We start from the raw sequence: 13,026 nt of genomic DNA on the forward strand, positions 1-13,026 counted from the left end.
TGGTGCACCCCCTCGGACTTGAACCGAGAACCCACTGATTAAGAGTCAGTTGCTCTGCCAATTGAGCTAGAGGTGCATGTTCCGGCTTCCGTGCCGCAACGGGAATCAACAATAGCATGGGTTCTGCGCGCTCACGACCACTCGTGGGCACGGAGCGAACAGGAGCACCATGACCGACCGTCTCGCCGCCGGCGACACCGCCCCCGACTTCACGCTGCCGGACCAGGACGGCGTCGAACACTCGCTCGCCGCACTGCGGGGCAAGAAGGTCATCGTGTACTTCTACCCGGCCGCGTCCACCCCCGGCTGCACCACCGAGGCCTGCGACTTCCGCGACAACATGTCGTCGCTGCAGGCAGCCGGCTACGAGGTGCTCGGCGTCTCGAAGGACGAACAGGCGAAACTCAAGACCTTCCAGCACGAGCAGGCACTCACGTTCCCGCTGCTGAGCGACCCCGACCTGGCGGTGCACAAGGCCTACGCCGCGTGGGGTGAGAAGAACAACTACGGCAAGATCGTGACCGGCACGATCCGCTCCACCATCGTGGTCGACGAGGACGGCAGCGTGCAGCTGCCGCTCTACAACGTCAAGGCGACCGGACACGTGGCGAGCCTGCGGAAGAAGCTCGGCCTGGTCTGAGGACCGGCCCACAAGGCGGACGGGCGCGCCCCGCTCTGCCGTGACGCGCCAGCGTCACGCGGGGCGCGCCGACCGAGCCTGCGAGGGAGGGGTGGCGGCGTCGCCACGGGCCTCCCGTCCGTCTTTCGGTCGCGTCTACTCGGCCGGACGCGCGAGGGCGGCCGTCACCGACCGCGACAGCACGAACGTGATGCCGAGCAGTGCGGGGATCAGCAGGACCCAGCCCACCGCCGGCTCACGGAAGACACCCTGGAACGCGCCGATCGCGATCGCCCCCTGCAGGACCTGCCAGACGATGATCCCCGAGCGCACCCAGGCGCGCCGCTTCCACAGGCCGTTCAGGAGCGCACCGAGCCAGAGCGCCGCGACGGCCGACAGGATCGTCAGCGCGATCCCGGAGGCCAGGCTCGACGCCGGCGCGACGATCAGCTCGACGACCAGGACGACCGTGACCACGACGAGCGCCGCGAACTCGAGGCCGACCACCACCAGCAGGCCGATCAGCGCGCGTGAGCGTCGCTCAGGACGGTCGACCGCGGTCGGGTCGTCATCGTGCACAGTGATCCTCCAGCATCGGAACCCTTGATTTGCCCCTACCAGTATGGAACGATATTCGAGGTCGTTTGGACGGCACGATGTGGTGTGCGTCTCCCGTGGTTCGTCGCTCCTCCCCCGAGCGTCACGCGGGCGTCAGACTCGCTTCCAGCGGACTCCTCCCCACAGTTGTCCCCTCATGCCTCATGCATGGTCAGCGTTCCGATCCCCCGAACCCCGGCCCCGGCCTGCCGTTCGAGCATCGACATCAAGGAGCACCACACATGGACTGGCGTGACAAGGCAGCTTGCCTCACCGCGGACCCCGAGCTCTTCTTCCCCGTCGGGAACACCGGGCCCGCCGTCGATCAGATCGAGAAGGCCAAGTCGGTCTGTGCGCGCTGCACGGTCACCGAGATGTGCCTGCAGTACGCACTCGAGAACAACCAGGACTCCGGTGTCTGGGGTGGCCTCAGCGAGGACGAGCGTCGTGCGCTGAAGCGTCGCGCCGCCCGCGCCCGCCGCGCTTCCTGACCCGGGCCGGTCCCCGCAGGACACACCGACGCCCGTCGTCCCTCCGGGGGCGGCGGGCGTCGTCGTGCGCGTGGGCGGCAGCCGCTGCGCGGGGCGGGGCGGGGCGGCACGCCGTGCGCTGGTCCTCGGGGTTCCACAACATGCCGCGCGCCGACCGTCGAGGTTCCCCAACTCGCGCGATCGCACGCCGAGATGCGCAGATCTCGGAACCTCACGAGCGGGCGCGAAGGCGGGTGCCTCGGAGAAGCGGGGTGCCCATGCGCGCCCCCGCAGGGGCATTGCGCCCCGAAGAGCCGGGGCGCAATGCCCGTGAGCGGGCGCGAACCCGACGCGCAACTCCCGCGGGCACGGCACGGCACGGCGCGGCGCGCGGGCTAGGCCGGGGCAGTCAGCCAGCGGAACGGGATGGTGATCGTCACCTCGGTGCCGCTGCCGGTCAGGGTGTGCCAGTCGATCGTGCCGCCAAGCTCGCCCTGGATGAGCGTGCGGACGATCTGGGTGCCGAGACCCGAGCCGACCTTCCCCTCGGGCAGACCCACGCCGTTGTCGCGGACCTCGATCTCCAGGTGGTCGTCGAACCGGCGGGCGACGATCTCGACCTCACCGTCGCGGCCGTCCAACCCGTGCTCGACGGCGTTCGTGACGAGCTCGGTGAGCCCGAGTGCGAGCGGCGTGGCAGCCTCGGACGGCAGCACCCCGAACTCGCCGGTCTTCTTCGGGTGCACGGTCGTGTTGTGCGATGCGGCGACCTCGGTGACGAGCTTGAGCACCGAGTCGAAGACGTCGTCGAAGTCGACCGTCTGGCTCAGGCCGCTCGACAGCGTGTCGTGCACGACCGCGATGGCTGCCACCCGGCGCATGGCGTTCTGCAGCGAGGTCCGTGCCTCATCGGAGTGCGTGCGACGAGCCTGGATGCGCAGCAACGACGCCACCGTCTGCAGGTTGTTCTTGACGCGGTGGTGGATCTCGCGGATCGTCGCGTCCTTGGTGATGAGCTCGCGCTCCTGGTGCCGGAGCTCCGACACGTCGCGGCAGAGCACGATCGCACCGATGCGGTCACCGTGGTCGCGGAGCGGGATCGACCGCAGCGACACCGTCACGCCCTTCGACTCGATGTCGGCCCGCCACGGAGCGCGACCGGTGACGACCAGGGGCAGTGACTCGTCGACGTCGAGCTGCGCACCGATGAGCTCGGTGGTGACCTCGGCGAGGGACTTCCGCTCGAGCTCCCCCTCGAAGCCCATGCGGTTGAAGGCGCTCAGGCCGTTCGGACTGGCGAAGGTGACGATGCCGGCGGTGTCGAGGCGCAACAGGCCGTCACTGGCGCGCGGGGCGCCGCGGCGCGGACCGGCCGGGGCGCCGAGGTCCGGGAAGTCGCCCGTCGCGATCATGCCGAACAGGTCGTTCGCACTCGCGGTGAAGTTCAGTTCCTGACGGCTCGGCGTCCGCATCTCGTCCTGGTTGGAGTGCCGCGTGACGACGGCGATCGGCCGCTCGGTGGTCTCCGCGGTCTTGGCGCTGAGGCGCCGCAGGACCGGGATCGCACGGACCCGGGTGGGGGTGTCCTCGTACCAGTCGGGCTCGGCGGAGTCGACGACACGGGACCCGGCGAAGCTCTCGGTCACCTGGCCGCGCCACTCCTCGCGGATCTCCTGCCCGACGATGTCGCGGTAGAACAGCGTGGCCGCGGAGCTCGGACGGGCGTGTGCCACGGCGACGAACGAGCCGTCCTCGGCGGTGGGCACCCACAGGACCATGTCAGCGAAGGACAGGTCGGCGAGGAGCTGCCAGTCCCCCACGAGCAGGTGGAGCCACTCCACGTCGGCTTCGGAGGAACGGCCTTGCGCGAGGACGAGGTCACTGAGGGTCGACACCCAGCCAGTCTAGGTGCGCCGACTTGTGGAGAACGTCGTCCTCTCCACAGCATCAGCGCCTTCGTATTTCGCATGTTGCACGCCCCATACGCTCGCTCCAGCAACGGAAGGGGCAGGGGTGGCGGAGCAGGCACGCCGGATCGACCACACGACGACGACGGCGCACTCGCCGCCGCTCACGATCGTCGAACCAGAGCCGGTCGAAGAACCGGCGAACGATCCACCGGACCCGGCGGACACCGCACGCGCCCTGGGACTGTGCGTCGCCGAGGTCCTGACCGGGGCCCGCGAGGTCGACAGCATCGCCCGCTGGATCACCGACGACGTCCACCGACACCTGCAACAACGCGCAGCCGTGGCCGCGCACGCCCGATCGGTGCGCCGACGGTCACGGAGCCGCCCGGTGCTGCAGGTCGGCAGCGTGCTCGTCTGTCGGCCCGCCGATGGCGTCGCCGAGGCGACCGTCGTCGTGCACACGCGCTCTCACGCACGCGCCGTGGCGATGCGGTTGGAGACGCGGGACGGCAGGTGGCGGGCGACCGCGATCGGCGTCCTGTAGGTGCCCGACGCGGACGGGAGGCCCGTGGCGACGTGGCCACGGGCCTCCCGTCCGTCGGTCGGCGCGCTTGGTGAGCAGCAATGGTCGGGTCCCGAGGCGGGACCCGACCATTGCTGCTCACGATGCGCTGTCGCGCACGCGGACTACTTCTTCGACGCCTGACGACGCTCGGCACGGTTGCCGGCCGCGGCGGCCTGGCCGGAAGCCGTGGCCGCGTTGCCGAACGCGGAGCCCTGCTCGGGCTCGGCAGCAGCTTCGGCCTCGGCCTGGGCCTGCTGCGCGCGCGCCGTGGCGGCCTGCTCGAGGCGGCCCTTCTCGTCGCGCACCTCGACCTCACCATCGATCGACGGTGCCGAGTACTCGAGGCCGGAGACCTCGTCCTCGCCGAGACCCTTGGCCTCGATAACGGCGTTCTCGCCGTCGGACTGCACCTGGACCTCGAGGTTGAACAGGTAGCCGACCGACTCTTCGCGGATCTGGCCCATCATCGTCTGGAACAGCGCGTAGCCCTCGCGCTGGTACTCGACCAGCGGGTCACGCTGCGCCATCGCGCGGAGGCCGATGCCGTCCTTGAGGTAGTCCATCTCGTACAGGTGGTCGCGCCAGCGGCGGTCGATCACCGACAGGACGACACGACGCTCGAGCTCGCGCATCGCCTCGTCGCCGAGGAGCTCCTCACGCGTGGAGTACGCCAGCTTGGCGTCGGAGAGGATCTCGCGGCCGAGGAACTCACGCGACGCCTTGCCCTTCGAGCCGGCCTCGGTGATGACCTCGTCGATGGAGATCGAGATCGGGTAGAGCGTGCCGAGCTCGGTCCACATGGCGTCGAGGTCCCAGTCGTCCGGCGAGCCCTCACCGGTGTGAGTGTCGATCACGTCGTCGATGACGGCCTTGAGGAACGACTGCGCGCGGTCGTGCAGGTCGTCGCCCTCGAGGATGTGGCGGCGGTCGCTGTAGATCGCCTCGCGCTGCCGGTTCAGGACGTCGTCGTACTTCAGGACGTTCTTGCGGATCTCGGCGTTCCGGCCCTCGACCTGTGCCTGGGCGGAACGGATCGCGCGACCGACGAGCTTGTTCTCGATCGCCAGGTCGTCCGGCACGTTCGAGCGACCCATGAGGCTCTCGGCGGCACCGGAGTTGAACAGGCGCATCAGGTCGTCGGTGAGCGACAGGTAGAACCGGCTCTCGCCCGGGTCACCCTGACGACCGGAACGACCGCGCAGCTGGTTGTCGATGCGGCGCGACTCGTGGCGCTCGGTGCCGAGGACGTAGAGCCCACCGGCCTCGCGGACCTTGTCGCCCTCGACCTCGACCTCGGCCTTGACACGGGCGAAGACCTCGTCCCACTCGGCTTCGTACTCGTCCGGGGTCTCGGTCGGGGACAGGCCCTTGGCGTGCATCTCCTGCACCGCGAGGAACTCGGAGTTGCCGCCGAGCATGATGTCGGTGCCTCGGCCGGCCATGTTCGTCGCGACGGTGACGGCACCGAGGCGACCGGCCTGGGCGACGATCGCGGCTTCACGCGCGTGGTTCTTCGCGTTGAGGACCTCGTGCTTCACGCCCTTCTTGGCGAGGAGCTTCGACAGGTACTCGGACTTCTCGACGCTCGTGGTGCCGACGAGGACGGGCTGACCCTGCTCGTGGCGCTCGGCGATGTCCTCGGCGACCTGCTCGAACTTCGACTTCTCGTTCTTGTAGACCAGGTCGGTCTGGTCGATGCGCTGCATCGGCTTGTTCGTCGGGATCGGGACCACGCCGAGCTTGTAGGTCGACATGAACTCGGCCGCTTCGGTCTCAGCGGTACCGGTCATGCCGGAGAGCTTCTGGTACAGCCGGAAGTAGTTCTGCAGCGTGACCGTGGCGAGGGTCTGGTTCTCCGCCTTGACCTCGACGTTCTCCTTCGCCTCGATCGCCTGGTGGATGCCCTCGTTGTAGCGACGGCCCATCAGGATGCGGCCGGTGTGCTCGTCGACGATGAGCACCTCGCCGTTCATCACGACGTAGTCCTTGTCGCGCTTGAAGAGGGCGACGGCCTTGATGGAGTTGTTGAGGAACGAGATGAGCGGGGTGTTCGCCGACTCGTACAGGTTGTCGATGCCGAGGTAGTCCTCGACCTTCTCGATGCCGGGCTCGAGCACGCCGACGGTGCGCTTCTTCTCGTCGACCTCGTAGTCCTCGCCCGGGGTCAGGCGCTTGGCGATCGAGGCGAACTCCGTGAACCACCGGTTGGCCTCGCCCGAGGACGGGCCGGAGATGATGAGCGGCGTGCGCGCCTCGTCGATGAGGATCGAGTCGACCTCGTCGACGACGGCGAAGAAGTGGCCGCGCTGCACCATGTCGGAGGCCTGCCACGCCATGTTGTCGCGCAGGTAGTCGAAGCCGAACTCGTTGTTCGTGCCGTAGGTGATGTCCGCCGCGTACTGCTCGCGGCGCTCGGCAGGCGTCTGGTTCGCGATGATGCAGCCGGTCGTCATGCCGAGGGCGCGGAAGACCCGACCCATGATCTCGGACTGGTACGACGCCAGGTAGTCGTTGACCGTGATGACGTGCACGCCGCGCGACGGGATCGCGTTGAGGTAGGCCGCCGTGGTCGCGACGAGGGTCTTGCCCTCACCGGTCTTCATCTCGGCGATGTTGCCGAGGTGCAGGGCCGCCCCGCCCATGAGCTGCACGTCGAAGTGCCGCATGCCGAGGGTGCGCTTCGCTGCCTCCCGCACGGCGGCGAACGCCTCGGGGAGCAGGTCGTCGAGGGTCTCGCCGTTGGCGTACCGCTCGCGCAGCTCCTTCGTCTCGTCCTGGAGTTCCTCGTCGGTGAGGCTCGAGAAGTCGTCCTCGAGGTCGTTGATCGCCGAGGCGTACGCCTTCAGCCGGCGGACGGTGCGTCCTTCGCCGATGCGGAGGACCTTCTCCAGCACGTTTGCCACGTGAGCTCCTTACGGGGTCGTCGTGCGCGACCTGCGCGCCCGATCGACCAGTCATGCTAGCAACCCCCCGGTGCCGAGCGCTGTGAGGGCCGTCGGTGTGGGGGCAGCGGTGTGCGCGGCCCGCGAACGGACCGCGCACACCGGGTCGGACGTAGTCCGGAGCGATCGCGTCAGGCGAGCGCGGCGGTCGGCTCGGCGTCCGCCGCGGCCGTGACTCCGGTCTGGTCGTCGATGCCGATCACCCCGTAGTCCCAGCCCTTGCGTCGGTAGACGACGCTCGGGCGGCGGGTCTCGGCGTCCACGAACAGGTAGAAGTCGTGGCCGACGAGTTCCATGAAGTACAGGGCGTCGTCGACGGTCATCGGGGCGGCCTCGAAGACCTTGTGCCGGATGACCACGGGGCTGTAGACCTCGTCGTCCTCGTCCTCCGGTGCGTCGGCGTCGACGACCGGGACCGCGCCGGTGGCGACGTCCTCGATGAGTCGGCCGTCGGCGGGGACCACCCCCATGCCGTCGAAGCCACTGCCGGCTGCCTCGGCCACCGAAGTCGGGCGGTGACGACCGTGGTGCACCTTGCGCCGGTCACGAGCACGACGCAGCCGTTCCATGATGCGGGCGAAGGCGAGGTCGAAGGCCGCGTACTTGTCGGACGCGGCGGACTCCGCCCGCACGAGGGGCCCCGGACCGATGAGCGTCAGCTCGATGCGGTCCTCGCCCTGGCTGCCGCCGGACTTCTCGTGGTGGCGGCTGATGCGCACCTCGAAGGCGAGCGCACGGTCAGCGAGCACGTCGATCTTCTCGGACTTCTGTTCGACGTAGGTGCGGAATCGGTCGGTGACCCCGACGTTCCGGCCTGTGATCGTCACGTCCATGTCGCGGCTCCCATCGAGCTTCGGCGCGTCGCCTCCATCCGGCGAACCCGAACGCCTTGCCGCGAGGCTAGACCCGCCGCAGCTCCGACGTCACGGTGCGTCGGCGAGTCCGCAGGACACCCACCGGACGCACAGCGGTCACCCGGTGTTCATCGATCCGTCAGTCCTCGACGCTCGCGACGGCCACGCACCGGACGACCCGGCCGCCCGCGGCGCGGACCGCCCGCACCCCCTCGGCCATCGTGACGCCCGTCGTCACGACGTCGTCCACGAGCACCACGTCCCGTCCGTCGACCCCGCACGCCCGCAGCGTGCCGACGGTCGCGGCGACCCGCTCGATCGCCGTCCGCTCCTTCTGGCCCGGTCCACCGCTCGCCGCCCCGCCCTGGACCAGCACCCGCCGGAGCCGCCCGGTGCCGCGGACGCCACCGCGGGCGAGCAGCAGCACCACGGGGTCGAACCCCCGGCGCCGTGCCCCCGCGCGCGACGGCGGGACCCGCAGCACGACGGTGCCGACGGGCGCCTCGGCGAGCGCGGCACGCACGAGCGAGCCGAAGCGGGCGGCGATCGGCCGAGCGACGTCCACCCGGCCGCGGAGCTTCAGCTCGAGCAGCAGGGTGCGGACGAGTCCCTCGTACTCGAAGGCGGCGTCGAGCCGCACGCCCGCGACGAGTCGGACCCGACGCGGGCGTGCGGCCAGGGCGGCACGGCAGGTCCGGCAGAGCGCACGGTCGGGGCGTCCGCAGCCCAGGCACTCCACCGGCAGGACCAGACCGAGCACCGCGAGCGCCGCGTCACGCCACGGCGTGAGGGGGCCCGCGGTGGGCGGGTCCTCGGTGGGCGGGTCCTCGGTACGCATGCGACGAGTGTGATGGCGACCGGACGGCGGGCGTGGGCCGACGGAGCGGACGGTGGGCGGGCCTCCCGGCCGGTGTGGGTGTGGAGGGGTGACCGCGCCGTCAGCGCTGGACGCCGAGCACGTCCGCGGTCACGCCGGTGGTGTCCCAGCCGCCGCCGGTGGACTGCAGCACCGACCCGCTCGACATCCGGAGCAGCAGTGCGCCGCCGCTCCCACCGCTGATCGAGGTCGCGCGGCCGTCGGGCTTCGGCAGGGTGCTCGACTGCCCGCCGATGGTGGTCCGGACGACGTTCGGCCCGGCCGTGGTCTGCCCGACCGACGCCACGTCGGTGTCGCTCACCCACGTCGCCCCGACCGCGTCGCCGGTGGCCGCCTGCACGCGGACGGCTGCGCCGAACGACGTCGGGGACCGGTCGGACCCGCGGATGATCGCCATCACGTACAGGCCGGGACCGTCGGCGGTCTGGATCAGGGCGAGTGCCCGGGTCGAGTCGCGGGACACCTGGAACGACACGAGGTCGCCGCGCGGCAACGACGTCGCGACCTGGTGCGGGTCGCCGCCGAGGCCGTAGGCGGTGATCCGGCGGGTGTCCGACGACTGGCCGACCCAGACGAACCCGAGGTCGTCGATCGCGGGGGCGACCAGGTCCGCGCGGGCGTCGACGCGCAGGTGATCGTCGCCGCGGACGACGACGGCACCGTCGCGGTTGCCGACGGCGGCCGTGGTGCCGGAGGCGGAGAGCGAGATCGAGGTCGGGTCGAGGCCGGCCACGGTGTCACCGACGCCGCCGCCGAGCTTCGAGACCTTGCCGGTGCCCGAGGCCGCGTAGCCGACCACACCGTCCTCGTCGACGAGGGGGCGGGGGTCGACGTCCGGGTTCTGCTGCGCGTTCGCCCCGCTCGAGTCGGGCACGGACAGGCTCGCACCCTCGATGGTCATCGACACCGACGAGATGGTGGCGACCGAGGCGAGCGACTTGCTCAGCTGCTCGCGCATCCGGACGCGGTCGACGGTACTGGCGCGCAGGGCGTCGCTGGACAGGTCGACGAGTGCCGTGCCGCTGTCGATGGTGACCGCGTTCAGGGAGAGCTGGGTGCCCTCGGGGAACGACGAGACCACGGCGCCCTTCAGCCAGTCGGCGGGACCGGCCATCAGGGCGCTGGCGATGCGGGTGCTGGTGGACGAGCGGGCGAGGAACCATCGCTCGTCGGGCACGAGGAACCGGAACGTCGGGTCGTAGAAGTACAGGGCGTGCTGCTGGAAGACGGAGTCGAAGCTCACCGGGGACAGGATGATGCCGTCCGGGGCGTAGGCGATGCGCCACTCGCCGTCCTCGCGGGTGAACTGAAACGTCAGCGTGGACGAGGTCGGGCGGACCGCCTGGGTGTACTCCCCCTCGGAGTCGACCGTCGCACTCGCGGTGAGCGTGTACGTCAGCTCGCGGTCGTCGGCGCGCTCGACGGTGCCGCTGCCGTCGCGGATCGTGACGCCCTGCCGCGGGTTCCACTGCTGCGAGAAGTCCGAGGCGAGGAACTGGCGGGCGATGGCGTAGTTGTCCTGCGCACCGGTGGCCGCCGCGATGAACCCGCGCAGGATCGCCGTCTGGTCGGAGCCCGTGATCGGCTTGTCCGGCCGGAAGTCGACGCCGGAGAGCGACTCGTCCTTGATCGTCTGCCCGGTGCGGACCGCACCGTCGACGGGGATGGCGGCGCAGGCGGTGATCGCCAGCACACTGACCGCCGCCAGTGCCGCGGCGACGACGTGCCGGAAGCGGGGACGGAGACTGGGGCGCATCAGGACTCCTCTCGCACGGCGCGGGGGCCGTCGTACGACTCGTCGAGCTCGGGCAGTGGGATCGCCGACGTCGCGGCGGTGACCTGTTCGTTGCGCGGCAGGGTGAGCACGAAGGTCGACCCCTGACCGGGACGCGACCACACGTCGATCCGACCGCCGTGCAGCTTCGCGTCGCCCAGGCTGATCGCGAGACCGAGGCCGGTGCCGCCGATGGTGCGCTTGCGGCTCGGGTCGGCACGCCAGAACCGGTCGAACACCCGTGCTGCGTCCTCCGGCGGCATGCCGACGCCCTGGTCGCGCACCGCGATGGCGACCGTGCGGGCGTCGCTGTCGACGACGACCTGGACGGGCTTGGCGTCACCGTGCTCGATCGCGTTGCCGACCAGGTTGCGCAGGATGCGGCGGACGCGCTTGGCGTCGAGCCGCATCGTGGTGTGGCCACCGGGTGTGGCGAGCTGCAGGTCGATGCCGGCGCGTTCGGCCAGGGGGCGGAACTCCTCGACGATGTCCGCGGCGAGCGCCGCCGGCACCGACGGCTCGGTGTCGAGCTGCACCGCCTGCGCGTCGTAGCGGGAGATCTCGAGCAGGTCGGCGAGCAGCAGCTCGAACCGCTCCACCTGGGCGTGCAGGAGCTCGGCCGAGCGCCCGACCGAGGGCTCGAACGCGTGCCGCGAGTCGAAGAGCATGTCGCCGGCGAGCCGGATGGTGGTGAGCGGCGTGCGCAGCTCGTGGGACACGTCGGACACGAAGCGCTGCTGCACGCGCGAGAGCTCGGCGAGCTGGGTGATCTGCCGGCTGACCGCCTCGGCCATGCCGTTGAAGCTCCGCGCGAGGGTCGCCAGGTCGTCCTGGCCGCGCACCGGGATGCGTTCGTCGAGGCGGCCGGCGGCGATCTTGCGGCTCGTCTCCGCCGCCTCGCGGATCGGGACGACGACCAACCGGACCACGAGTGACGTCACCAGGGCGATGAGCACCATGAGCGCGACGCCGCCGATCGAGAGCGTCTGCGACACGAAGTCGAGGGTCTGCTGGGCATCGGACAGGTCGTAGACCAGGTACAGCTCGTACTGGCCGGCGCTCGGGATCTGCAGCGTCGAGCCGACGGCCAGCCCGGGCACGCGGCGGCCGTCGTCGTCGAGCTGCACCGGCTGCAGGCTGAGCTTGCCGGTGTTCGCGCCGACCTCCTTGCGCAGGGCGTCCGTGATGACGGCGTCCGGGAAGTCCTGGCTCGCGATGGTCTGCAGCGTCTGCGGGGTGGACTGGTCCGGGCTCCGCTCGATCGCGATGCTCGTGCCGCCGGGGCTCGTCGTGTTCGACAGGATCGCCTGCTGCGCCTCGTTCTGCAGCGTCTCGAGCTCGGACTGGTTGTTGTCCTCGGCAGCGGTGGCGGCGTCGAAGATCCCCTGCGCGACGATGGTCGCGCGGGCCGACTCCGACTCGATCTGGTCGCGGCGCTGCGAGTAGACGTTCGTCGAGATGCTCACCATGACGGCCGTACCGATGATCCCGACCGCCAGTCCGGTCGTCATCACGGTGATGGCGACCGAGCGGAACATCAGGGACCGACGCCACACGTACGCGACGGGCCGCCAGCCACGACGGACCCAGCGGCGCATCCGTCGTCGGCCGCGGCCGACCACCCCGATCGACACGGTGGCCGTGCCGGGGGCGGCACCGGCTGCCGTGCCGGGAGCGGTGCCGGCGGGCGGGGCGGGCGGCACGGTGGTCAGGCTCCTCCGGCCCGGTACCCGACGCCGCGGACCGTGGTGACGGTCTTCGGGTTGTCCGGGTCGTGCTCGATCTTCGCGCGCAGGCGCTGGACGTGCACGTTCACCAGGCGGGTGTCGGCCTTGTAGTGGTAGCCCCAGACCTGCTCGAGCAGCATCTCGCGGGTGAAGACCTGGTTCGGCTTCTCGGCGAGCGCGCGGAGCAGGTCGAACTCGAGCGGGGTGAGCGCGATGACGGTGTCGCCGCGGCGGACCTCGTGCCCGGCGACGTCGACGGTCACGTCACCGACGTGCAGCACGGTGGCGTCGGTGGCGCTCGGCCGCAGCCGCGTGCGGATGCGGGCGACGAGCTCCTTCGGGTTGAACGGCTTGACGACGTAGTCGTCGGCACCGTTCTCGAGGCCGAGGACGACGTCGGCGGTGTCGCTCTTGGCGGTGAGCATGATGATCGGCGTGCCGCTCTCGGCACGGATGCGCTTGCAGACCTCGATGCCGTCGATGCCCGGGAGCATCACGTCGAGCAGGACGAGGTCCGGCTTCGTGCTGTGGAACGCGTCGACGGCGTCGTTGCCGTCAGCGCTGAACTCGGGTTCGTAGCCCTCCGAGCGGAGGACGATGCCGATCATCTCGGCGAGGGCCTGGTCGTCGTCGACGACGAGGATGCGCGGTGTCATGTGATGTGGACTCCGTGTGGCGTGCGGGTGGTGCC

General features: G+C 70.4%; 11 protein-coding genes and 1 tRNA gene. 3 read left to right on the forward strand and 9 right to left on the reverse strand.

Going from position 1 to position 13,026, the window contains the following annotated elements:
• Positions 1 to 76, reverse strand: a tRNA-Lys gene (locus OGL88_RS07750).
• Positions 77 to 169: 93 nt separating this feature from the next.
• Between OGL88_RS07750 and bcp the strand changes: the two genes are divergently transcribed.
• Entirely contained in the window at positions 170 to 640 is a 471-nt protein-coding gene (bcp, locus tag OGL88_RS07755) for a thioredoxin-dependent thiol peroxidase (protein WP_123672221.1), read from the forward strand.
• A 135-nt stretch (positions 641 to 775) separates the two neighbouring features.
• On the opposite strand, the gene OGL88_RS07760 is transcribed toward bcp, so the two are convergent.
• The gene (locus tag OGL88_RS07760) at positions 776 to 1,198 is read right to left on the reverse strand and encodes a hypothetical protein (RefSeq protein WP_131881465.1); all 423 of its coding nucleotides are present in this window, start codon (positions 1,196 to 1,198) and stop codon (positions 776 to 778) included.
• Between the two features lie 260 nt (positions 1,199 to 1,458).
• On the opposite strand from OGL88_RS07760, the gene OGL88_RS07765 reads away from it, so the two are divergent.
• Positions 1,459 to 1,707 (forward strand): WhiB family transcriptional regulator, encoded by a 249-nt coding sequence (locus OGL88_RS07765; protein WP_017888820.1) that lies wholly within the window; start codon positions 1,459 to 1,461, stop codon positions 1,705 to 1,707.
• A 374-nt stretch (positions 1,708 to 2,081) separates the two neighbouring features.
• On the opposite strand, the gene OGL88_RS07770 is transcribed toward OGL88_RS07765, so the two are convergent.
• Positions 2,082 to 3,581, reverse strand: coding sequence for a sensor histidine kinase (locus OGL88_RS07770; RefSeq protein ID WP_263090977.1), 1,500 nt, complete (start codon positions 3,579 to 3,581; stop codon positions 2,082 to 2,084).
• A 118-nt stretch (positions 3,582 to 3,699) separates the two neighbouring features.
• Here OGL88_RS07770 and OGL88_RS07775 point away from each other — a divergent pair, with 118 nt between their 5' ends.
• Entirely contained in the window at positions 3,700 to 4,140 is a 441-nt protein-coding gene (locus tag OGL88_RS07775; RefSeq protein ID WP_263090979.1) for an Rv3235 family protein, read from the forward strand.
• A 143-nt stretch (positions 4,141 to 4,283) separates the two neighbouring features.
• Here OGL88_RS07775 and secA read toward each other — a convergent pair whose 3' ends face one another.
• The 6 genes from secA to mtrA form a co-directional block, all read right to left on the reverse strand.
• Entirely contained in the window at positions 4,284 to 7,064 is a 2,781-nt protein-coding gene (secA, locus tag OGL88_RS07780) for a preprotein translocase subunit SecA (RefSeq protein ID WP_205462665.1), read from the reverse strand.
• A gap of 170 nt (positions 7,065 to 7,234) precedes the next feature.
• Positions 7,235 to 7,936: a ribosome hibernation-promoting factor, HPF/YfiA family gene (gene hpf / locus OGL88_RS07785; protein ID WP_263090980.1), complete on the reverse strand. Its 702-nt coding sequence runs from the start codon at positions 7,934 to 7,936 to the stop codon at positions 7,235 to 7,237.
• Between the two features lie 160 nt (positions 7,937 to 8,096).
• Positions 8,097 to 8,795 carry a ComF family protein gene (locus tag OGL88_RS07790; protein ID WP_263090982.1) on the reverse strand — a complete coding sequence of 233 codons (699 nt, stop codon included), beginning with the start codon at positions 8,793 to 8,795 and terminating at the stop codon, positions 8,097 to 8,099.
• A 100-nt stretch (positions 8,796 to 8,895) separates the two neighbouring features.
• Positions 8,896 to 10,590 (reverse strand): GerMN domain-containing protein, encoded by a 1,695-nt coding sequence (locus OGL88_RS07795; RefSeq protein WP_263090983.1) that lies wholly within the window; start codon positions 10,588 to 10,590, stop codon positions 8,896 to 8,898.
• Positions 10,590 to 12,311 carry an MtrAB system histidine kinase MtrB gene (mtrB, locus tag OGL88_RS07800; RefSeq protein ID WP_243692441.1) on the reverse strand — a complete coding sequence of 574 codons (1,722 nt, stop codon included), beginning with the start codon at positions 12,309 to 12,311 and terminating at the stop codon, positions 10,590 to 10,592. Before mtrB ends, OGL88_RS07795 begins: the two co-directional genes overlap by 1 nt.
• A 5-nt stretch (positions 12,312 to 12,316) precedes the next feature.
• The gene (gene mtrA / locus OGL88_RS07805; protein WP_123292246.1) at positions 12,317 to 12,991 is read right to left on the reverse strand and encodes an MtrAB system response regulator MtrA; all 675 of its coding nucleotides are present in this window, start codon (positions 12,989 to 12,991) and stop codon (positions 12,317 to 12,319) included.
• Positions 12,992 to 13,026 lie beyond the last annotated feature (35 nt).

The sequence above is a fragment of the Curtobacterium sp. RIT-PI-V genome, assembly GCF_025642935.1.
In the GTDB taxonomy this organism is placed as follows: Bacteria; Actinomycetota; Actinomycetes; order Actinomycetales; family Microbacteriaceae; genus Curtobacterium.